Below are 22,068 nucleotides of genomic sequence, written 5' to 3' on the forward strand. Positions count from 1 at the left end.
CGGCACAAAGGGCGACGTCAGCGGGGCTCCAGGAACTGGTGCACCGAGCGGATCACCGACGATCCCTCCCCCACCGCGGCCGCCACGCGCTTCATCGAGCCCTGCCGGATGTCGCCGGCTGCGAAGACGCCGTCCAGGGAGGTCTCGTACGGCAGGCGTCTGCGCTCCGCCTCCACGTCGACGTCGGTGCACACGAAGCCGTCCTGGTCGCGCTGCACCTGCGCAGGCAACCAGGCGGTGGCGGGGCGGGCGCCGATGAAGCAGAACAGCGCCCGGGCGTCGACGTCGCGGCTGGCGTTCGTGCGGGTGTCGCGCAGCTCCACCGCTTCCAGGTGGTCGTCGCCGCGCACGGCGTTGATGACCGTGTGACCGGCCACCTCGATGCGGTCGTGACCCTCGATGCGGTCGATCAGGTACTGCGACATCGACTCGGCCAGCGACTCGCGCCGGATCACGATGGTGACGCGGCGGCAGCGGCGGGCCAGATAGACGGCGGCCTGCCCGGCCGAGTTGCCGCCGCCGAGCACGATCGCCTCGGCGTCCGCACAGAGCTGCGCCTCCAGTTCGGTCGCCGCGAAGTAGATGCCCGCGCCCTGCAGCCGGTCCCACCCGGCCAAGGGCAACCGGCGGTACTCGGCTCCGGCGGCCACCACGACCGTACGGGCGAAGGTCCGCACCCCGTCGGTCAGCGCCACCAGGAAGCCCCCGGCCGTCCGCTCCAGCGCGGCGACGCGGCACGGGCTGACCAGCCGGGCGCCGAACCGCTGGGCCTGGAACGTCGCCCGGGTGGTCAGCTCGGCGCCCGAGATGCCGCCCGGGAAGCCCAGATAGTTCTCGATGCGCGAGCTCGTGCCGGCCTGCCCGCCGGGCGCGGTCGCGTCGAACACCACCACCCGCAGCCCCTCCGAGGCGCCGTAGACGGCCGCGGCCAGCCCGGCCGGCCCGGCGCCGACCACGGCCACGTCGTAGGGCCGGTCGTCGCCGGGGGCCAGGGTCAGCCCCAGCGCCTCGGCCAGCATCCCCGGCGTGGCCCGGCGCAGCAAGCGGTCGGGCGTCACCGCCACCGGCAGGTCGTCGCTCTCGGCGGTCGGCGACTCCCCGGCCGCCTCGAAGTCGATGAACCGGTACGGCACGGAGTTGCGGTTGAGGAACGTGCGCAGGGCGAGCGTCCCTTCCGACACGGGCCGTCCGACGATCTCGATGGTGCCGGACTCCGCGCTGTCGGCCAGCCGCAGTTTGCGCCGCGCGATCATCGCGTTCACCAGCAGGTCGGCCAGCTCGGTCTCACGCTCGAGGAGCGTGCGCAACCGCTCGGCGCCGATCGGGACGACGCGGCCCGCAACCGTGACACGCGCGGTCACGTACGGCCGCTGCCCGGTCAGCAGGTTGAGCTCGCCGACGAAGGTCCCCGGCCCGAACCGCGCGAACTCGACGTCGTGCCCCCGCGCCTCGTCGCGCACCTCGATCTCGCCGGTCAGCACCACCACCAGCGGGTTGTGCTCGTCAGCGGGCGAATAGACGACATCGCCCACCGCTACCTCGCGCGGAGACCCGTAGGTGCGGAGGACGGCCAGCTGCTGATCGGTGAAGACCGGGTACGCGTTCACGGGTACAGCATGCCGCGTTCGGCCGGGTCGGGCCTTTCCTGTCGCTCCATGAAAAGGTTTACACTGATCGTGCTCGATGTCTTGACATCGGCCGGTAACAGATTTCAAGCTGGGCCACGTGGCAGTGACCATCAAGGAGGTCGCACGCGTGGCCGGGGTTTCGACGGCAACGGTGACCCGGGCGCTGTCCACCCCGGAGGTCGTCCGGCCGGACACCCGGGAGCGGGTCCGCGAGGTGGCGGCCAGCCTCGGCTACCACCCCAACCGGGCCGCGCGCGGGCTGATCACCGGGCGCACCGGCAACCTGGGCCTGCTCGTGCCCGACCTGGCCAACCCGTTCTTCCCCAGCATCGTCAAGGGCGTGCAGGCCCGCGCGCACGAGGCCGACCACGCCGTCTTCCTGGCCGACACCGACGAGGACGTGGCGGCCGAGGCCGGGCTCGTGCGCAAGCTGGCCAAGCAGGTCGACGGCATGGTGCTGTGCTCGCCCCGGATGGCCGAGCCGGAACTGCGCAAACTCTCCGCCGAGGTTCCCACGGTGCTGGTCTACCGGCGCATCCCCGGGGTTCCGTCCGTGACGGCCGAGTTCCTCGACGGCATGCGCCAGGCCGTCAATCATCTGGTCGCCCTGGGCCACAAAGAGATCGCGTACGTGGCCGGGCCGCGCAGCTCGTGGGCCAACCGCGAGCGGGTCCGGTCACTGCGCGCGGTCACCCGGAAGGCCGGGGTGGAGCTCGCCGAGATGGGCAACGTGGCTCCCCAGTTCCACGGCGGCGTCTCCGTCGCCGATCGCGTGCTGGCCGCGAAGGTGACCGCTGTCATCGCTTACAACGACCTGGTCGCCCTCGGTCTGCTGCACCGGTTCGCGGCCCGCGGTGTCGCGGTTCCCGGCGACGTCAGCGTGCTCGGCTTCGACGACATCCCCCTGGCCGAGATGGTGCATCCCGCGCTCACCACCGTTGCTCTACCGAAGGAGGAGGCCGGCCAGGCCGGTGTGGACCTCCTGCTGCGCTTGCTGGACGGCCACCAGGAGGTCCGGCGCGAACTACCGACCCAACTCATGGTGCGGGGCTCCACCGGTCCCGCCCGCTGACGAAGGGCAACCCCATGGCACGTACGCGAATCGTCCTCCTCGCCGCCGCCACCCTGCTCCTCGCCGCCTGCGGCGCTCCCGACAGTCCGAACGGCAGCAGCGGCGCCACCGACGGGCCGGTGCCCGACAAGCCGGACAGCGCCGTCACCCTCAACATCCTCGACGTGGCCGGCAACCTCCAGCTGACGCAGGGCATGATCGACGACTTCGCGTCGAGGAACAAGGACCAGATCTCCAAGGTGACCTACTCCAAGGCCACCGCCCCGGAACTGGTCGGCAAGGTCAAGGCGCAGCAGGCGGCCGACCGGGTCGACATCGACCTCGTGCTGACCGGCGTCGACGGCCTGGCCGCGGGCATCGACCAGGGGCTGTGGACACCGCTGCTGCCCACTCACGCCGCGCGGCTGCCCGGCATGAAGAACTACCTGCCCGGGGCGGCGGCCATGCAGAAGCTGGCCGGCGACCACGGCGTCACCGTCACGTACTACCCGTCCGGGCCGCTCATCGAGTACCTGCCCACCCTGCAGAACCCGCCGAAGACGGCCGAGGAGCTGCTGGCGTACGCGAAGGCCAACCCCGGCGCGGTGCAGTACGCCCGCCCGTCCAACTCCGGGCCCGGGCGAACCTTCCTCATGGGCCTGCCCTACCTGCTCGGCGACAGCGATCCGAAGGACCCGGTCAACGGCTGGTCCAAGACGTGGGCCTACCTGGCCGAACTGAACAAGCACGTCACGCTCTACCCGTCCAGCACGTCCGAGACGATGAAGAACCTGGCCAACGGCTCGGCGAAGGTCATCGTCACCACCACCGGCTGGGACATCAACCCGCGCGTGCTCGGCACCGTGCCCAAGGAGGCGAAGGTGGGCACGCTCGAGGGCTTCCACTGGGTCACCGACGCGCACTACGCGGTCATCCCGCGCGGGGTTCCGGTCGCCAAGCAGGCCGCCGTCCTCAATCTGCTGCAGGACATGCTGACCCCGCAGCAACAGGCCAAGGCGTACGACAAGGGCTACTTCTACCCCGGACCGGCCGTCAAGGACGTGACGCTCAGCATGGCCCCGGCCGAGAGCCAACAGGCGCTCAGTGAGTACGGCCGGTCCGAGTACGACCAGCTCATCGCGAGCAACCCGGTCGAGGTGCCGCTGGACGCCAAGGCGCTGGTGACCGCGTTCGACCGCTGGGACAGGGAGATCGGCGGCGCCAAGGTGAAGAAGTGACCGGCTTCGACGAGTTGCGCCTCGACGGCGTCCGGCGTCGCTTCGGCGCGCGGGACGCCCTGGCCGGGCTGAGCCTGACGATCCGGCGCGGCGAGTTCATCGCGCTGCTCGGCCCGTCCGGCTGCGGCAAGTCGACCGCGCTGAACTGCCTGGCCGGGCTGCTGCCGCTGTCCGAGGGCAGCATCTGGCAGGACGGGGCGCGGCTCGACACGCTTCCACCGGAGAAGCGCGGCTTCGGCATGGTGTTCCAGAGCTACGCGCTCTTCCCCCATCTGTCGGTACGCAAGAACATCGCGTTCGGGCTGCAGATGCGGCGGCTCCCCCGCGACGAGGTGCGCCGCCGCACCGAGGAAGCCATTTCCCTCGTACGGCTGGAGGAGCACGCCAAGAAACTGCCGGGCCAACTCTCCGGCGGGCAGCAGCAACGGGTGGCCATCGCCCGGGCCGTGGTGCTCGAACCGTCGCTGGTGCTGATGGACGAGCCCTTGTCCAATCTGGACGCCAAGTTGCGCCTCGAGATGCGGACCGAGATCCGCCGCCTGCACCAGACGCTCGGGCTCACGACGGTCTACGTGACCCACGACCAGGAGGAGGCGCTGTCGCTGGCCGACCGTCTCGTAGTGCTGCGGGACGGCCGGGTCGAGCAGATCGGCACCCCGGAGGACCTGCACGAGCGGCCGGCCAACCGGCACGTGGCCGACTTCATGGGCTATCGCAACCTGCTGCCGATGAAGGTGAAGGCGGTGCACGGCCCGGTCGTGGCCGTCGAAGGGTCGGGCCTGACCCTCGAAGGCACCCCGGTGGGCCAGGTCTCCCCCGGTGACGACGTGGTGGCCGGCATCCGCCCCGAAGACCTGCACCAGGGCGGCGACGGCGTGCCGGTCACTGTCGAGGTGGTCGAATACCAGGGCCGGGAGCTGGCCGTCGAAGCGCGCACACCGTCCGGTGTCGCGGTGCACCTGCGGGCGGCCACGCGGCCGGCGCCGGGCGACCAGATCACGGTGACGGCGGCGCCCTCGCGAGTGCTGGTGTTTCCGGCATGACCCGGGTGGCGTTGCGGCACCGCCTGGCTGAACGCGGCGTCGACCGGCAACTGTGGTTGCTCGTACCGGGATTGGCGTGCGTGCTGGCTCTGTTCGTCTATCCCTTCGCGTACGGAATCGGTCTGTCCTTCCAACCGGCCGAGGGTGGCGTCCTCGGCGCGTACCGCACGTTCTTCGCCGACGCCTACCAGCGCGACACGATCGCCACCACGCTCGGCCTGTCGCTGCCCGCGGCGATCCTCAACGTGGCCGCGTCGGTGCCGATCGCCTACCGGATGCGCGGCCGGTTCCGCGGCAAACGCCTGCTGACCACGATCCTCGTCGTGCCGATCACCCTGGGCACCGTGCTCACGGCCGAGGGCCTGCTCAACTATCTGGGCCCGGCCGGCTGGTTCAACCGCACGCTGATGGCACTGCATGTCATCGACGAACCGGTGCGCCTCACGAACAACTACTGGGGTGTCTTCTTCTCCCTCGTCATCACCGGCTTCCCGTTCGCGTTCCTGCTGATCCTGTCGTACCTGTCCGGCATCGACCCGACGCTGGAACGGGCGGCCGCCACGCTCGGGGCCGGCCGCCGCCAGCGCTTCCAGCGCATCACTCTGCCGCTGCTGGCGCCCGGCCTGGCCACCACGTTCTGCCTCACGTTCGTGCTGGCGTTCAGCGTGTTCCCGTCGGCGGTGCTGGTCGGCGACCCGGCCGGCACCACCCGCGTCATCTCGATCGCGGCCTACCACGCGGCGTACGAGGTCTACGACTATCCGCTGGGCAGCGCCATCGCCGTCGTCATGGGCGTCGTCGAACTGCTGGTGGTGGCCGTGGTGCTCGGGCTGCGTTCCCTGCTCTACACCGGCTCGACGGGAGGCAAGGGATGACCCTGGTATCGGAGAAGCCCACGTCCGCGCCGGCACGCCGCCGTCTGGTCGCCTCCCCCGGGTCGTGGCTCATCTGGGGCGCGGTGGCGTTCTTCCTCGTCAACCTGGCCGGCCTCATCGCCGCGGTGGTCGTCAACTCGTTCGGCAGCCGCTGGTTCGACACGTGGCTGCCGTCGGGCTGGACGACCGAGTGGTACGCCACCGCCTGGACCGAGTTCGGCCTGCTGAACGTGATGGTGGTGACCCTGGAGGTCGCCCTCCTCGTGGTCGGCATCTCGGTGCTGGTCGGCGTCCCCGCCTCGTACGTCCTGGCCCGCCGCTCCTTCCCCGGCCGCCGCCTCGTCTATCTGCTGTTCCTGCTCCCGATCCTGATGCCCCCCATCACCTACGGCATCCCGCTGGCCACGGTCCTCTACAAGTACGGCTTCGCCGGCCACCTGACCGGCGTCGTGCTGGCCAACCTGGTCCCCTCCATCCCGTTCGTGATCCTGACGATGACCCCGTTCATCGAACAGATAGACCCCGCCATCGAACGTGCCGCCCGCATGTGCGGCGCGAAGACCTGGCAGATCTTCCTCAGAATCCTGGCCCCGCTGCTGGTCCCCGGCATCCTGGCCGCCTCGATCCTGGTCCTGGTCCGCACAGTGGGCATGTTCGAGCTGACCTTCCTCGCTGCCGGCCCCGACTCCCAGACCCTGGTGGTAGCCCTCTACTACTCGATGTCAGCGGCCGGAATCCGAGCCCAGCAGTCAGTCGACGCCATGGCCGTCCTCTACACGTCGTCCATGCTGGTCCTGCTGGTGACAGCGCTGCGCTTCGTCAACCCCACCCAGCTGGTGGCCCGGGTCAAGGAAGACCCGGACTGACATCATCGGACGATGACCTCTTACGTTTCCCACACCACCATCGATTGCGCCGACGCGTTCACGCTGTCGCGGTGGTGGCAGTCGGTTCTCGATTATCGAGAGGACGCCGACGATCCGAACGAGCCCGGGCACGAGGAATGCCTGATCATGTCGGCCGACGGGCGGCACCGGCTGCTGTTCATCGAGGTGCCGGACGTGAAGCAGGTCAAGAACCGGATCCACCTCGACCTGCGCCCGGCCGAGGGCACCCGCGACGAGGAGCTGGGGCGGCTCACCGAGCACGGCGCGACCGTCGTCTCCGACCTGCGGAAGCCGGACGGGACGGGGTGGGTCGTGCTGGCCGACCCCGAGGGCAACGAGTTCTGCATCCTGCGCAGCGAAGCCGAAGTCGCCGCCTCACGTCGCCCGTAGGCCCCCGAACCGAGCAGAAAAGTCGATGTTAGGCTCCCTCGCCTCCGCCCCGGAGGCATCGGGGAGATTCACATGCATCGCACCGTACGGGCGCTACTGTCGGCGGCCGTGGCCGCCCTCAGCACCACCACTGTCCTCATCGGAGTATCGGCGGGTCCGGCCCACGCCGAGAACTACGGCAGCCTTCCGCTGACCGCCTGGGCCTACACCGACAAGGCGCAACCCTCCACGCCGAAGCCGGCGCCGCAGGGCGACTTCCTCATCGGCAGCAGCAAGGACGCCGGCGGCCTCCAGCACACCGGGCGGGCCTACTTCACCTTCGACCTGACCGAACTCAAGGGCCAGGTGTTGCACCGGCTCACCTTCTACACCACCGAGCGGACCGTCGACGACTGTTCGCAGGTCGCCCCCATCGAGGTATGGCGGACGAGGCCGGTCACCTCGACCACGACCTGGCGGAACCCGCCCAAGGAACTGGAACTGCTCGACGAGCGTTCCTACGGCAGCGGCGTCATCTGCCCGGGCGCGTACCTGGGGGTCGACGTGATTCCGGCCGTGCAGGCGGCCTTCGGCCGCGGCGAGAAGACCCTCACCCTGGGGGTACGGATCAGGGCCGGCAGCGAGGGCGACGTCCGCACCGGCCGGACGATGAGCCCGCCCCGGCTGAGCTACGCCAGCAACCACGCGCCCCGGGTGAGCGGTCTGAAGCTGAAGTATCCGGACGCGGGCTGCGGCACGCTCGAGAAGCACCCGTCGGCCGGCTCGTGGATGCAGGTGCAGGCGACCGTCACCGACGCCGACCCCGCCGACCATCCGCAGATCACGTACGCGTACTGGCCGGTCGATCACCCCGACCAGCGCCGGGAGTCGTCCTCGCCGAGCCTCGGCCTGACCGGGTTCGACGAAGGCACTGTCATCGCCTGGACGGCGCGCGGCGACGACCACGACGACGCCGGCGCGTGGGGCCGGACCTGTTACTTCACCGTCGACACCACCGCACCGGCGACCACACCGACCATCTCCTCGAAGCAGTATCCGAGCGCGGACCATCCCGGCACCGGCGGTCCGGGCGTGCCGGGGACCTTCGTGTTCGACGCCGGTGGAGACACCGAGATCGTCGGCTTCGACTGGGACGAGATGGACGGCGGACTCGTCGAGCGGGTGACCGCCAACCGTCGCGGCGGCCGGGCGAAGGTCACCATCACCCCTACCCGCTGGGGCAGCGGACGACTGGAGGTCGCCGCTCGTGACGCGGCCGGCAACCGGGGACCGTGGATCCAATACCGCTACCAGGTGCGCAACTCCTCGCCGTCCGCGATCTTCGATGTGAAGGGCGTCGGGCTCACCAGCCACATCACGCTCCTGTCGCGCCTGCCCGAGACAACGGCATTCGGGTACGCCGTGGACGGCGCGCCGGAGAAGCGGCTGCCGGCGGTTGACGGCCGGGCCGAGGACGACGTCGTGTTCACCAGCGTCGGCACCCGGACCGTGGTGTCCCGGGCGTACGCGGGCAACAAACTCCTCGGTTCGGAGAGCATCCAGGTCTCGGTCACCGACGCCCCGCGGATCACGTCGGCCGAGTTCGACTGGAACAAGGATCCGGTCGAAGGCGAACCCGGATCGTTCACCTTCGCACCGGGCACGACCGATGTCGTCTTCTATCTGTACTCGATCGGCGGAGGCGAGGAGCAGAGCATCACCGCCGGCAGCGACGGCCGGGCCGTTCTGAATTGGACACCGGATCGCAGCGGCTCGTTCTCGATCACCGTGAACTCGGTCGACGGATCCGGCCGCCGGTCGCAGCCCGCCGGCACCTCGTTCACGGTCGTCGCGCTGCGTCCCGATGTCAGCGTGTACTCCCAGGGCGCCCGCATCGGTGACCCGATCGGGGTGTCGGTCTGGTCGTACCTGCCTGACACGGTGGCCATCGTGCACAGCTTCGACGGCGGCCCGCAGATCACGTCCGACGGCAAGTCCGCGTACTTCGAGGTGGTGGCCGCCCACGCCGGCGACAGCGTGCTGACCGTGTGGGCCAAGCGGGCCGACGGTTCGCTGTCGCCGCCCGTCGAGGAGGTCGTCCACATCGACACGGCCCCGAAGGTGTCTTCCCGGGGCCCGTTCGGTGAGGACGCGGTGATGCAGCGGCCGGTGTCGTTCACCTTCACCGCGGCCCAGGAGGGCGCGACCACGTTCCGGTACACGGTTGAGAACGGCCCCGAGCAGACGGTTCCGGTCGGTGCCGACGGCATGACGACCGTCTCGTACGACGTTCCGGACGGCACGAACTGGTTCACGGTCGTCGTGTCGAGTCTGACCGCCGACGGCACGGCCTCGGACACCAACACCTTCGGGGTGCAGGCGCGCGACCCGGGCGTCGAGGTTTACAGCCCATGGCCGGCCGAACCGCCGGGTCAGGGCGGTGCCGGCATCGCGGGCCAGTTCGGGTTCTCGGCCTGGGACCTGACCGAGGTGACCACCAAATTCGTGTGGCGCGTCAACGACGGGCCGGAACAAGAGGTCGCGTACGACCCGTGGGCGTGGGAGACCGTGGCCTCCTACACACCCGACCGGGCCGGCGAGAACACCCTGTACGTGCAACGCGAGTTCACCGACGGCTCCCGGTCTCCGCTGAAGACCATGCCGTTCACGGTGGGCGACGAGGTGGCCCGACGCTGACCGCCCGGTGGTGCGGCCCGATCCGCCGGGCCGCACCACACCGGCCCGGCGGCCACCCACCGCCCTGCGACCTCTGCCCGATCGGGCACGTTCGGCTGACTACGCACGGCTTCGAAACAGGGCCTCAAGGCCGCACCGTCCCCCTTGGCGATGCTGACGCAGACGGCCGTTCACCAGGCCATACTGCTCCCGAGCAGGCCGTACGAATCCGCGCGAACACCAGCGCTCGAGTTGCGCCCGCTCCCAAGGTGACGCACAGTGAAGGTCACGGTCGGACTTGCGTCGATTGAATGACCGGGGTCTATGTTGGGGATTGTTACGTCTTGTCCCTCTCCCCGGAGGAATCCCCCAATGCGTAAGTCAAGGTTCGTCATCGCGGCCACGGCCCTCACCGTCACCTTGAGCGCAGGCCTGGCGGTCGGCTCCCGTAGCGACACCGCCGAGGCCGCGGTCGTCTGGAACGAAGACTTCAACGGCCCCGCCGGCAGCGGCGTCGACACATCGAAGTGGAACTTCGACACCGGCGGCAGCGGCTGGGGCAACCAGGAGCTGCAGTACTACACCGACGGCACGGGCAACGTCGCCCAGGACGGCGCGGGCAACCTGGTCATCACGGCCCGCAAAGGCAGCGGTGGCCACAACGACTGCTGGAACGGCGCCTGCCAGTTCACCTCGGGCCGGATCCAGACCTCCGGCAAGTTCACCCAGCAGTACGGACGGGTCGAGGCGCGGATCAAGGTGCCCGACGGCTCCGGCCTCTGGCCCGCCTTCTGGATGCTGGGCGGCGGCAACTGGCCCACCGACGGCGAGATCGACATCATGGAGGTCGTCGGCCGCGAGCCCAACCAGCTGTTCGGCACCCTGCACGGCCCCGGCTACTCGGGCGGCGAGTCCTACGGCAACCAGATCGTCTCCGGCACCCCGTGGCACCAGGACTTCCACACGTACGCCGTGGACTGGTCACCGAACCTGATCGTCTGGACCGTGGACGGCAACGAGTTCTTCCGCGCCACCCCGGAATCGCTACGAGCCGCCAAGGGCAACGTCGACTGGGTGTTCGAACACTCCTTCTTCATCATTCTCAACCTGGCTGTAGGCGGTAACTTCGGCCAGGGCAACCCGGCCGGCCTCCCCGACGAGAGCCGCATGCTGATCGACTACGTACACGTGAGCGCCTAGCTCGGCCCCTTCGCAGGCGATCGGCCAACGCCGGTCCGGTGACAACCCTCCCGGGGCCATGCCGCAGCCGATCCCTGCGGAGCGTCCCCAGCTACGGGGCCGGGCGCAGGCCCCTAAATCGGCGTTGAGCCAGGATCAGTCATGGTCGGACTATCGCTGGGCAAGAGTTCCCGGTCGGCGCAAGCGGCCAGATCCGGACAGCCGAAGTACACCTTCGCGACCCCGGGCAAATCAAGCAGCCCTTCAGCAAAGCCGCCGTTCTCCAGCGCTTCATGGGCAGCATCATCTTTGACAGTCACCGAGTACCAGCTCGGAAACGGCGTCCCGAAGTTCTCCAGGTAGAACTCGGTGTCATCCCAAATCTGGTCCTGGAACTCAGTGTGAATGCTCAGATACTCCACATCGACGACCCCGGCCGCCCCCTGGATCTGAGGCCCGATCACGTTCAACTGCTTCGCCGTAGCGGAGGCCGCCGCAACCACAACAATGCTGGGCCCCCGCTCCGGCTCATCGGGCGCAAACACCCGATATCCACCCCACCCGAGTGCGCCCACCACAAGAACCAAGACCATCAATCGCCGCACGACGCGAAACACTAGCAGCGCTCACAACTGCCCCGGCCTCATCTCCGAGCCCGCTGGAGACACTGTTCCTGGTGATCGCCGTTCCGATGGGGTGGTGGGCTCGGCGCGCATGGTCTATCGGATGGACCTCACCGGCGGCGAGCTGCGCCCGAGGTACGCGTCAACGACATGCCACGCCGCCTGACCGACTGGCTGTGGTGACCTTGCGCCCCACTGCCGCGTTGCTGTTTTCGGCGGTCCGTCCGGGCCGCCGTTCGCTTCCTCGAAGGAGCAGACAGTGCGGTCTCTCGTTCTACGCACAATCGGCGCCCTGGTCGCCGCCGGCATCGGGCTGGGCGTCGCTGCGGCGCCCGCCTCGGCCGCCGGCGACAACACCTTTCGGCTGACCACCGGCGGGGTCGTCGGTTCGGGCACATATGACCACATGATGAGCATCCCGGAACAGCCGGTTCCGCCGATCCGGATCACCGGCACGCTGACCGGTCGCAGCTATTTCCGGTGCGCCGTCATCCAGGTCGGCCGCAGCGGTCCCGCGGACGGCCTCGAGTGGCACACCTTCGGCCGCCACTGCGGACCGGGCCGGACCAAGTTCCGCGTCCAGGCGAACTACATGTTCCGGGGCGTCCAGCCGCCGGTGCGGCTCTGCAGTGGTTGGTCGCCGCGGCAGGCCGAGCGCGGCCGCCAGTGCGACCTCTACCGGCCGCCGTCGGACCGCTGACCACCCGCCCTCTCGTCGCTCCGGCCGGCGCCGGGCCCGCCGTTTTGCGCCCGGCCCAGCGCCGGGCGGCCGTTCCGGCATCGGAACGGCCGTCCGGGCCGGATTCCCTGACCCGCGAGACTGCGCCCTCCTGGTCGACTGGCTCCGCTGAACCGACGCGTTATCGGGGGGGGCCGCAGGTCGGAGGATCGCCCACAGGAACAGCGCGGGTGCGGCCAGGACGAGCGCGGTGAGCACGGCGGGGCCGATGAGCTCGCCGAACGGCACCGGAGGGGCCTCGGCCACCGCGAGGGAGCAGGCACGGTCGGTGGTGATGCGCTCATCGGTGAGCGCCGGGCGCGGGAGCTGCCAGTGCAGGTCGGCCAGCTCCTTGCTGGCGGCGGTCTCGCGATAGAGCATCGGCAGCGTGCTGAGGGCCAGAATCCAGCTTGCCGTCCGGGTGCCGAGAGGCCGGCTCGCCGCCAGCGCGGTCAGCGTGATGGCCGCCAGCAACGCCAACGCACCGGGCACAGCGACCGCGACCCGGCCGGGTTCGTCGGCGGCAGCACTGATCGGGCGGAACGAGATCAGCGCCACCAGGCAGCAGGCCAGCGCCAGGGCCAGGGCCAGGGCCAGCGCAGCCGGTCTCTGCGGGTCGTTCCGTGCTGGGCGTACGGCCACGGCAGCCGCGGCGAGGGCGGCGCAGCGCAGAAGAGCCGCCAGCTGTTGAGCGCGCAGTTGACCGCGCCAGAAGTCGTAGTGAGCGGTGGACAAGCATCCGTCCTCGGCGAGCCAGCCGTCGGCGGGATAGGGCGTGAGGCGGCCGGCCAGGTCGACCACGGCTCCGGCCGTCAGGAGCAGGCAGAAGGCGATCAACAGCCGGCGTACGGCGGGTGGTGTTTCCCGGCCGCCCCACGCGGCCCACCCGACCAATGCTGCCGTGGCTGCCGTTCCGGCGGCATAGCGCACCTCGGGCTCGTCGAGAAGGACCGCCACGAACGCGACACCGACGGCACCGCCGAAGGCGGCGACGACCACCGGCAACGGACGCACACCAGCATTTTGCGCGACCGCGATCTCCGGCGTCGGCGAATGCCGGTGCCGGGTGCGCGGGCACGGCTGGGACCGGGTGAGTCAGTTGCCGGTCAGGCGGATGACCTCGACGGCGCCGGTCAGGCGGAGAGGGCCGGAGGCGTGCGGGACCAGCAGGGTGTCGCCGCGACGGACCGGGTGGTTGTCGTGGTCGCCGTTCAGCGTGCCGTGTCCCGCTACCACGACCACGACGCTGAAGCCCCGGGCCAGCAGGTCACCGCCGTACAGGCGCTCGGCCCGGAAGAACTCGTCGGCCGAGGGCGGCAGCAGGCGGTCGGGGGTGCCACGCAGGGTTTCCAGGCGGGCCGGGCTCCAGGCGCTGCGGTCCACGCACTGCAGAGCCTGGTCGTAACCCAGGCCCAGGTGACCGTCGGACAGGCCGAAGCCCTCGTATTCGAGCAGCACCGAGAAGTCGGTCGGCTCCTGGATCTCGACCAGCAGGACGCCGTCGCCGATGGCGTGCGGGACGCCGGCGGGGCACAGGATCGCGTCGCCGGCCGCGATCGGGATGCGGTTCGTCGCCGCCAGCATCTCGTCGGTCTTCTGCGCGGCTACCCAGCCGGCCAGCTCCTGCGGCTCCACGTCACGGTTGAAACCCAGGTGCACGTACGCACCGGGGCGGGCCGACACGATGACCCAGGCTTCCGTCTTGCCGTACGGGGACGCCAGATGCGCGTTCGCGAAGGTGCGGTCCGGGTGGACGTGGAGGGGCAGCCGCTGGCCGGCGTCGAGCAGCTTCACCAGCACGCCTGTGTCGGCGCGGTCGGGGCCCAGCCAGTAGTGCGGGTCGGCGGTGATCGCGTCGATCAGCAGGCGGCCGTCGGGCAGGCTGGACAGCCCGGACGGGGCCAGACCGAATCGGGTCGAGACCGAGCCCACCCAGTCCTCGGGGTAGTCGTGCCGCGCCGGCACGGTGCGGAAGTCGGCGATCCGGCCGTCGCCGCGGTAGAACGTCTCGGGCTGGTTGGCGGGCAGTGGTACGACGGTCATCAGCAAACCTTAGGAGCGAGCGCGGAGAGAAAGCCACCGACGAAAGTGTCGCCCAGGCCGACCGTCGTGGGGCAGGCGACGTCGAGCTCGAAGCCGGGCACGCAGCGGACCCCGTCGCCGAGACGGTCCTCGAGCGCGGCCGCGAAGCCCACCGACTCCAGCCGGCGGGGGCGGGCGCGCAGGGCGGCCACGTCCTCGTCGGTGAAGTCGTCGCCGTGCACGTAACGGGTGGCGGCCATGACCGTGCCGGTGTCGAGCGCCTCCGCGTACGAGGGCGCGCGGTCACCGACGGCCAGGGCCCAGTACTTGGTGTGCAGCACCAGGGTCGGCGCCGCGATGAGCACCCGGATGTCGGCCAGGGCGGCCGCGATCTCGCGTACGGAAAGGAGGTCGACCGACCGCCCCAGATAGGCCTGCAGCTCGTCCTCGTTGAGCCCGTAGATGTCGATGCGGTCGATCAGCGCCTCGCGAACGGTCCGGCTGAAGGCCGGCTCGTGATAGGCGGCGTCCTCGAAGTACGTCACCGCCTCGGGCGGCAACTGCCGCATGTGCTCCCGCAGCGCCTTCATGCGCTCGCCGAGCAAACCCTTGTCGCGCATGGCGTTGAAGCCCGAGATGAGGAAGACCGAGGCCTGGCTGAGCCGCTCCCCGAGGTCGCCGGTGAGCGCCATGGTGTCGTTGGCCGGGTCGTTGACGTAGATCAGTCGGTTCGGGAACGGCGCCTCCAGCACCACATCGCCCACCGATACACGCAGACCCTTGTCGTACTGCACGATCAGGTGCGGGTAGAGCGTGTCCTCGGCGCCGGACGAGAAGTACTCGGCCGAGGCGGGCACCAGCCGCCGTACGGTGTCGTTGACGCTGACCAGGTGCAGCGTCGACGGGATGCCGAGCCGGTCCAGGAGGATCCCGGCCCGCACCGAGGTGCCGCCCAGGGTCTGACGGTGCGGGAACCGGCCGGCGAAGGTCTCGAGCGCCGGGGCGGAGGCGACGAAGTGCTCGCCGCCTCCGCCCCGGGCCACGTATCCGAGGATCGACACGACCAGGTCCCGTTCGTTGGCCACCGGTCCCGGCGAATCAAGCTCCGGCAAACGGATGCCGTACTCGGCCACAAGCTGTTCCAGGACGCCGGCGGTCAGCTTCACCTCGAAGTCGACGCAGCCGCCGAGGCCCAGGAGTACACGGGACGCGTCGGCCATGTCAGTAGAGCGAGGCCTTGCCGGCGGCGCCGAACAGCTCGATCTTCTGGGCGGCGACCTCGTTCATGGCTGCGACGCAGGCGGGCTGGATCGCGTTGGGCTCGCGGGTCTTGGGGTCGTTGCCCAGGACCTCGCGCATCTTGTTGTGGTACGCGACCTTGATGTCGGTCGAGATGTTGATCTTGTTGATGCCGATCCGCGCGGCTTCGCGGATCTCGTCGTCCGGGTTGCCGGAGCCGCCGTGCAGCACCAGCGGGATGCCGACCCGGCTCTTGATCTCCTTGAGCAGGCCCAGCTTCAGCTCCGGCTTGAGGTGCGCGGGGTAGAAGCCGTGGAACGTGCCGATCGCGATGGCCAGGCTGTCCACGCCGGTCTGCTCGACGTAGGTGACGGCGTCGTCCGGGTCGGTGTAGATGATGGTGTCCGAGCCGCCCTCGGCGTACGTGTCGTTGCCGCCGATGGTGCCCAGCTCGCCCTCGACCGAGACGCCGAGCACGTGTGCGGAGTCGACGACCTTCCGGGTGATCGCCAGGTTCTCGTCGAACGGCTTCATCGAGGCGTCGATCATCACGGACGTGAAGCCGTACTGCACCGCCTGGAGCGCCTGCTCGTAGGTGGCGCCGTGATCCCAGTGGATCGCGATCGGGACGGTCGAGGTGTGCGCGCGGGCGATGATGCCCGGGAGTATCTCGCGGCCGATGTGGGCCACCTCGTCGGGGTGGATCGCCACGATGAGGGGGGCGTTGGTCTGCTCACTGATCTCCACGATGCCCTTGAACATCGCCCAGTCACTGATGTTGAAGGCGGGCACGGCGAAGCTGTGCTGGTTCGCGACGTCGAGGATCGCCTTGCCGGTCGTCAGCATTACGAGTTTCTCCTTCTTGCTGCGGGGTCTCCGCGTAACAGGGGTGTAAGAGGTCAGGCTTTGACGGCGCCGGAGGTGAGGCCTCCGATGAAGCGCCGCTGGAAGACGAGGAAGAGGATGAGGACCGGGATGGACCCGAGGATGCTCATCGCCATCATCTGGTTCCACTCGTACGAGTGCTGGCCCATGAGCAGCTGGATGCCGATCGGGACCGTGCGCATGTCGTCGGTGCGCGTCAGCGAGAGCGCGAACAGGTACTCGTTCCACGAGATCATGAACGTGTAGACCCCGACCGCGATCATGCCGGGCACCGAGATGGGGACGAGGATGCGCCACAGCGCGGTCCAACTGCTGCCGCCGTCGACCTTGACGGACTCGTCCAGCTCTTTGGGCAGGGTGTTGAAGTACGCGGTCAGCATGATGATCGCGTACGGCAGGGTGAACACCATGTGGGTCAGGATCAGACCGGGGTACGTGTTGTAGAGCCCGAGCCCGACGACGAGCCCGAAGTAGGGAATGACGAGCGTGATCGGCGGCACCGCCTGCACGCTGACGATGACCGCGTTGATGGTCTTCGACATCGGGAAGGTGAAGCGGCTGAACGCGTACGCGGCCAGGATCGCCACGAACAGCGTCAGCGCCGTCACCGCGATGGCCACGATGTAGCTGTTGAGGAAGAACCGCAGCTGAGCGCCGTTGGTCAGGATCTCGGTGTACGCGTCGAGCGAGAAGTTCTCGGTGATCAGCCTGGGCGGGTTCTGGAACACCTCGCCGTTGCTCTTGAACGAGGTCGAGAGCATCCACAGCACCGGCGCGCCGGCGAACACCGCGCCGAGGGCCAGTCCCAGGAAGAGCAGGGTCTTCATGAGCCTGCGTCGCGTCTTCGGGGTCATCCCGGGCGCGGTCCTGCTGGGCAGCACAGTCGCCATCTCACCGCTCCCTTTGCTGACGGACGTAGAAGAAGGCCAGGATCATCGTCAGCAGCAGGACGACCACGGCGCTGGCGGAGGCGGTCGCGAACTCGTACTCGCTGAAGGCCAGCTTGTAGGTGAAGGTGCTGAGCATCTCGGTCGAGTTCAGCGGCCCGCCGCCGGTCATCATCCAGATGAGGGCGAACTGCTGGGACGTCCAGATCAGATCGAGCACGGCCATGCTGATGATCACGGGTCGCAGCTGCGGGAGCGTCACGTGCAGGAACTTTCGCCACGGGCTGGCGCCGTCCACGGACGCCGCCTCGTACAGCTCCCCGGGGATGCCCTGGAGGCCGGCCAGCAAGCTGATCATGAAGAACGGATAGCCGGACCAGATGTTGGCGAACGTGACGACCCAGAGCGCCGTGCTCGGGCTGCCGAGCCAGTCCACCCCCTGGTCGATCAGTCCCAGGGCGTTCAGCACGTAGTTGACCACGCCGGACGGGTCGAGCAGCAGGCGCCAGATGACCGCGATCACCGCGATGGTGAACAGCCACGGCAGCACGTAGACGACCCGGAACAGGGACTTGGCGACGCCGCCGAGCAGCGGGCTGTTCAGCATCATGGCGAAGCCCAGCCCGAGGAGCAGGTGGGCCACCATGCTGACCGTGATGAAGATGCCGGTGTTCTTGATCGCGGCCAGGAAGTCGGGGTCGGTCAACACGTCGGTGTAGTTGGCCAGCCCGGCGAAGACCGAGTTCTCCTGGACGATCACGTTGTCCCGGAACGAGTAGCTGATCACCATGACGATCGGGACGATCATCAGGACCACGATCAGCACGATCGTCGGGGACAGATAGCCGAACGGGAGCAGGCGCCGGGCCACGGACGAGCGCTTCGGTCCCGGCGCGGCCGGCTCGGCCGGCGGAGCGCTTTCCGGTTTGACGATGGGGTCGGCGGGCGCGGTTGTCATTCGCTGTCTCCTTGGTCGGGCGCCACGCCGGCGGACCGGCGCGGCGCCCGGGCGGACTATTCGATCACCGAGGACCAGTTCTCCTGGGACTTCGCGAGGGCGTCGTCGACCGAGCCCTTGCCGGTCAGCACCAGCTGGAGCTGCTCGTCGAAGCTGCGCATGAGGTCCTCGGACTTGGGCAGTCCGACGAACTCGTTGGCCGGTGTGCCCTCGGAGTAGATGTCGAAGGCCTGCTTGAACAGCGGGTCACTGTCGGTGAAGTCGGGCTTCGCGGTCTTGTTGCCGGGGAAGCCGTTGGCCAGCGTGGCCAGCTCGGCGTTGGCCTTGGCGTCCATCAGGTACTGCACCAGCTTGAAGGCCTCGGCCTTGTGCTCGGAGGAGTTCGCGACGCCGATGCCCCAGGAGGCGTACGGGATCCCGCGCTTGCCGGTGTAGCCGTCCTCGGCCGGGATGGGCGCGACCGTGAACTTGAGGTCCGGGTTGTTCTTCTTGACCAGGTTGATGTGGGCGAGCGAGTCGACCACCATGCCGACCTGGCCGGTGGTGAACTTCTCGACCTTGTCCTGTTCCTTCATGGTGAGCGAGCCGGGCGCGATGACACCGGCGTCGTTCAGGCTCTTCACGTACTCGACGACGCTCTTGACCTGCGGGGTCTGCAGAGCCGGCTTGCCGTCGGCCAGCATGCTGCCGCCGGAGGCCCACAGCCAGGACATGACGTCGTTCTGGATGCCGTTGGGGACAGCGGTGTCGAGCGGGAGCGCCCAGCCCTTGACGTTGTCGCCGGTGGCGCTGATCTTCTTGGCCGCGTCGAGGAACTCCGTACGCGTGCTCGGCACCTTGTCGACGCCGGCCTTGGTCAGCAGGTCCTGGTTGACGAACAGCGGGTAGACGAAGTTGACGACCGGGACCATGTACGTCTTGCCGTCGACCTGCACCTGGCTCGCGAGCTGGGAGGCGTCGTAGCCGGCGTCGGTCATCAGCTTCGACATGTCGGCGATGGCGCCCTGCTTGGCGAAGTCGTTGACCCAGGCGCCGTCGAGGCCGACGACGTCGGGCAACGTCTTGGACGCGGCGCCGGTGACCAGCTGCTGCTTGGTCGACGCGTAGGGCGCGCTCAGCAGCTTGACCTTGATGGTCGGGTTGGCCGTCTGGAACTCGTTGATGATCTTGTCGAACGACCCGTCCGGAAGCTCGGGAGCCCACCACTGGGCGAACTCCAGCGTCACCGTTCCGTCCGAGCTCGCATCGTCCGAGCCGCCCCCGCAGGCCCCCATGACCGCGGCCAGGCCGACCGCCGTCGCTATTGCTGTCCAACGCCTCAACCGGGTGGAACGTGCCGCCATCGCGGACTCCTTCTATAGAGAGGTTCCTCTGTTCTCTGCGAGATTGTCGTCACGTTAGCAACGTGTTACGGGAGTTAACAAGAGCAAGAACCGCAGAATCTTGCGAAGTTCGGCAAGAAGTTGCGGCATGGTGCACACTTGCCGTCGGCACGATTGGTCGTCCACCTTGGAGAACTGCTGCTCAAGGCCGTCCGATCGGGCAGTTGCCCAACTATGCGGCTCTTCGCCACTCTAAGCAAGGTGCTGCACAGGTGTGGCATACTGCCGCACACAATGAGGGGGGACGCAGTGACGAACGTCGAGAAGGACGATCGGCAACGCCACCTGCCGGCGGGCCGCAAGGCCCAGCTGGCGGCGTACGTGACCGAAGCCGGGCAGGTCACCGTCAGTGCCCTGGCCGAGCGCTTCGGGGTCTCGATCGACACCGTCCGGCGCGACCTCGACCAGCTCAGCGCGGACGGGGTGCTCGTGCGCACGTACGGCGGGGCGGTCAGCCGTTCGACCATCACCCGCACCGACCGCGCCGTCGACCAGCGCCTCTCGATCCAGGAGCAGGAGAAGGAGAAGATCGCGGCGCTCGCGGCGTCGCTGGTCGAGGACGGCTCCACGATCATGATCAACGGCGGCACGACCACGCTGGCGCTCGCGCGCCTGCTGGGCCAGCACCGCGACCTCACCGTGGCCACCAACAACCTGCTGGTTCCGGCCGCGCTGCCCGCCTCGGCGGTGCGCGACATCTACGTGTTCGGGGGCGCCGTACGCTCGCTGACCCTGGCCACCATCGGGCCGGTCAGCTTCCGGGCCAACGGCGGCGCCGACCTCGACATCAGCTGCGACCTGGCGCTGATCGGCGTGGGCGCGGTCGCGGCCGACGCCGGCTACACGACCAGCAACCTGGCCGAGGCGGCCATGATGCAAGAGATGATCTCGCGGGCGGCCCGGGTGGCGATCCTGGCCGACTCCTCGAAGTTCGACCGCCGCCTGTTCGCGCAGGTCTCCGAGCTGGCCAGCGCCGACTACCTGATCACCGACGCCATGCCCGGGCCCGAGCTGCGCGACGCCCTCGAGGCCGGCGAGGTCGAGCTGATCACCCCGCCCGGCGCCCGATAAGGGCCTGTTACCGACCGATTACTTCGTGCGGCTGTGCGCCCGGGCCGGGGCTAGCCTCCGTGCATGACCCGGCGTGGCGACCTGCCGCCGGCCGATCCGCGGCGATCCCGTGACCCGGCCGGAGCGGTGCTGCGCGCCGTCCTCGACCACGGGCCGATCGCCCGCAGCACGGTGGCCCGGGCCACCCGGCTGTCGGCGGCCTCGGTCAGCGGCGTGGTCGCCTCACTGCTCGACCGCGGCCTGGTCCGCGAGGCGCCCGAGGCGGCCGGCCCGCCCGGCATCGGCCGCCCGCACGTGCCGCTCGACATCGAACCCGACCGGGTCGCCGTGATCGGCGCGCACATCGCCGTCCCGCACGCCACGGTCGCCCTGCTCGACCTGCGCGGCCGGATCATCGCCCAGCGCCGCGACCCGCACGGCGCGCGTGACCCGGCCGCCGTGCTGGCCGCGTTGGCCGACCGCATCTCTGTCCTGCGCCGCACGCGCCGGCGGATCCTGGGCCTCGGCGTCGCCACCGGCGGCTGGATCGACACCACCAACGGCACGGTCGTCGACCACCCGCTGCTCGGCTGGCGCGACGTAAGGCTCGGCGCCGTCCTGGCCGCCTCGACCGGCCTGCCGACCCGGGTCGACAGCAACTCGCGGGCGCTGCTGCGAGCCGAGCAGCTGTTCGGCGCCGCCGCCGGCCGGGCCCGCGAGAGCGCCGTGCACCTGTTCATCGGCAACGTCGTCGACGTCGCCTTCGCAGCCGGCGGCACGATCCACCACGGTCCGCGATCGGCCGCGGGCGCGGTCGCCCACCTTCCGATCGAGGGCCACACCGAGGTCTGCGCGTGCGGCCGTACGGGGTGCCTGCAGGCCGCCGTCTCGGAGCGCACGCTCGTGCGCCGCGCCCAGGCTGCCGGGCTGATCGACCGGCCCGAGCTGAGCGCGCTGCTCGACGCCGCCGCGGGCGGAAACGCCGACGCCCTGGCGATGTTCACCGAGCGCGCCCGCCTCGTCGGCCGGGCCGCCGCCCTGCTGCTCGACCTCTTCGACCCCGAGGTCCTCATCGTCTCCGAGGCCGGCGCGAACCGGTTGCCGGGCTGCCTCCGGGCGCTGCGCACCGAGGCCGCCGCCTGGTCCTCCAGCAGCGCCGACGTACCCACGACGGTCCGCGCGAGCAGCTTCGGCCGCGACGTCCTGGCCGTAGCCGGCGGCGCCACGGCGCTCGACCACGTCTTCGCGACCCCGCTCAGTTGCGACAGCGCAGCAAGCTCGGCCGCTGCGACCAGGGCGGACTTAATTCAGCAGGACGCATAGTTACCCCCTAATTCCTATCTGCATAGCATGCATTC

The 22,068-nt window shown here is 69.4% G+C and carries 19 protein-coding genes; 10 read left to right on the forward strand and 9 right to left on the reverse strand.

The window, feature by feature from the left end:
- Positions 1-17: 17 nt before the first annotated feature.
- Positions 18-1,607, reverse strand: coding sequence for an FAD-dependent oxidoreductase (locus KXC43_RS06975; RefSeq protein ID WP_221375108.1), 1,590 nt, complete (start codon positions 1,605-1,607; stop codon positions 18-20).
- Between the two features lie 118 nt (positions 1,608-1,725).
- Between KXC43_RS06975 and KXC43_RS06980 the strand changes: the two genes are divergently transcribed.
- From KXC43_RS06980 to KXC43_RS07015, 8 genes are all read left to right on the forward strand, one after another.
- On the forward strand, positions 1,726-2,700 hold the full coding sequence (locus KXC43_RS06980; RefSeq protein ID WP_221375109.1) for a LacI family DNA-binding transcriptional regulator: 975 nt from the start codon (positions 1,726-1,728) through the stop codon (positions 2,698-2,700).
- Positions 2,701-2,714: 14 nt separating this feature from the next.
- Positions 2,715-3,917 (forward strand): extracellular solute-binding protein, encoded by a 1,203-nt coding sequence (locus KXC43_RS06985; protein ID WP_221375110.1) that lies wholly within the window; start codon positions 2,715-2,717, stop codon positions 3,915-3,917.
- Positions 3,914-4,960: an ABC transporter ATP-binding protein gene (locus KXC43_RS06990; RefSeq protein WP_221375111.1), complete on the forward strand. Its 1,047-nt coding sequence runs from the start codon at positions 3,914-3,916 to the stop codon at positions 4,958-4,960. The genes KXC43_RS06985 and KXC43_RS06990 overlap by 4 nt, the downstream gene beginning before the upstream one ends.
- Positions 4,957-5,835, forward strand: a complete 879-nt coding sequence (locus KXC43_RS06995; RefSeq protein ID WP_221375112.1) for an ABC transporter permease — start codon at positions 4,957-4,959, stop codon at positions 5,833-5,835. Before KXC43_RS06990 ends, KXC43_RS06995 begins: the two co-directional genes overlap by 4 nt.
- The gene (locus tag KXC43_RS07000; protein WP_221375113.1) at positions 5,832-6,701 is read left to right on the forward strand and encodes an ABC transporter permease; all 870 of its coding nucleotides are present in this window, start codon (positions 5,832-5,834) and stop codon (positions 6,699-6,701) included. Before KXC43_RS06995 ends, KXC43_RS07000 begins: the two co-directional genes overlap by 4 nt.
- Positions 6,702-6,713: 12 nt before the next feature.
- Positions 6,714-7,112 (forward strand): VOC family protein, encoded by a 399-nt coding sequence (locus KXC43_RS07005; protein WP_221375114.1) that lies wholly within the window; start codon positions 6,714-6,716, stop codon positions 7,110-7,112.
- A 72-nt stretch (positions 7,113-7,184) separates the two neighbouring features.
- Positions 7,185-9,788, forward strand: a complete 2,604-nt coding sequence (locus tag KXC43_RS07010; protein ID WP_221375115.1) for a hypothetical protein — start codon at positions 7,185-7,187, stop codon at positions 9,786-9,788.
- A gap of 351 nt (positions 9,789-10,139) precedes the next feature.
- Complete coding sequence (locus KXC43_RS07015; protein WP_255643633.1) at positions 10,140-10,967, forward strand: glycoside hydrolase family 16 protein; 828 nt, start codon at positions 10,140-10,142, stop codon at positions 10,965-10,967.
- A 113-nt stretch (positions 10,968-11,080) separates the two neighbouring features.
- Here KXC43_RS07015 and KXC43_RS07020 read toward each other — a convergent pair whose 3' ends face one another.
- From KXC43_RS07020 to KXC43_RS07055, 8 genes are all read right to left on the reverse strand, one after another.
- Positions 11,081-11,551, reverse strand: a complete 471-nt coding sequence (locus KXC43_RS07020) for a hypothetical protein (protein ID WP_221375116.1) — start codon at positions 11,549-11,551, stop codon at positions 11,081-11,083.
- A gap of 292 nt (positions 11,552-11,843) precedes the next feature.
- The gene (locus KXC43_RS07025; RefSeq protein WP_221375117.1) at positions 11,844-13,301 is read right to left on the reverse strand and encodes a hypothetical protein; all 1,458 of its coding nucleotides are present in this window, start codon (positions 13,299-13,301) and stop codon (positions 11,844-11,846) included.
- A gap of 81 nt (positions 13,302-13,382) precedes the next feature.
- Entirely contained in the window at positions 13,383-14,330 is a 948-nt protein-coding gene (locus tag KXC43_RS07030; protein WP_221375118.1) for a class I mannose-6-phosphate isomerase, read from the reverse strand.
- Positions 14,330-15,529, reverse strand: coding sequence for an ADP-dependent glucokinase/phosphofructokinase (locus KXC43_RS07035; protein ID WP_221375119.1), 1,200 nt, complete (start codon positions 15,527-15,529; stop codon positions 14,330-14,332). The genes KXC43_RS07030 and KXC43_RS07035 overlap by 1 nt, the downstream gene beginning before the upstream one ends.
- Before the next feature lies 1 nt (position 15,530).
- Positions 15,531-16,394 carry a ketose-bisphosphate aldolase gene (locus KXC43_RS07040; RefSeq protein WP_221375120.1) on the reverse strand — a complete coding sequence of 288 codons (864 nt, stop codon included), beginning with the start codon at positions 16,392-16,394 and terminating at the stop codon, positions 15,531-15,533.
- 53 nt (positions 16,395-16,447) lie between these two features.
- The gene (locus tag KXC43_RS07045; protein ID WP_255643634.1) at positions 16,448-17,323 is read right to left on the reverse strand and encodes a carbohydrate ABC transporter permease; all 876 of its coding nucleotides are present in this window, start codon (positions 17,321-17,323) and stop codon (positions 16,448-16,450) included.
- A 1-nt stretch (position 17,324) separates the two neighbouring features.
- Positions 17,325-18,278 carry a carbohydrate ABC transporter permease gene (locus KXC43_RS07050; protein ID WP_221375121.1) on the reverse strand — a complete coding sequence of 318 codons (954 nt, stop codon included), beginning with the start codon at positions 18,276-18,278 and terminating at the stop codon, positions 17,325-17,327.
- A 56-nt stretch (positions 18,279-18,334) separates the two neighbouring features.
- The gene (locus tag KXC43_RS07055) at positions 18,335-19,621 is read right to left on the reverse strand and encodes an ABC transporter substrate-binding protein (RefSeq protein ID WP_255643636.1); all 1,287 of its coding nucleotides are present in this window, start codon (positions 19,619-19,621) and stop codon (positions 18,335-18,337) included.
- Positions 19,622-19,909: 288 nt separating this feature from the next.
- Here KXC43_RS07055 and KXC43_RS07060 point away from each other — a divergent pair, with 288 nt between their 5' ends.
- On the forward strand, positions 19,910-20,731 hold the full coding sequence (locus tag KXC43_RS07060; RefSeq protein ID WP_308128990.1) for a DeoR/GlpR family DNA-binding transcription regulator: 822 nt from the start codon (positions 19,910-19,912) through the stop codon (positions 20,729-20,731).
- Between the two features lie 63 nt (positions 20,732-20,794).
- Positions 20,795-22,033 (forward strand): ROK family transcriptional regulator, encoded by a 1,239-nt coding sequence (locus tag KXC43_RS07065; RefSeq protein WP_221375123.1) that lies wholly within the window; start codon positions 20,795-20,797, stop codon positions 22,031-22,033.
- Positions 22,034-22,068 lie beyond the last annotated feature (35 nt).

Source organism: Paractinoplanes polyasparticus (assembly GCF_019710575.1).
Classification (GTDB): domain Bacteria; phylum Actinomycetota; class Actinomycetes; order Mycobacteriales; family Micromonosporaceae; genus Actinoplanes; species Actinoplanes polyasparticus.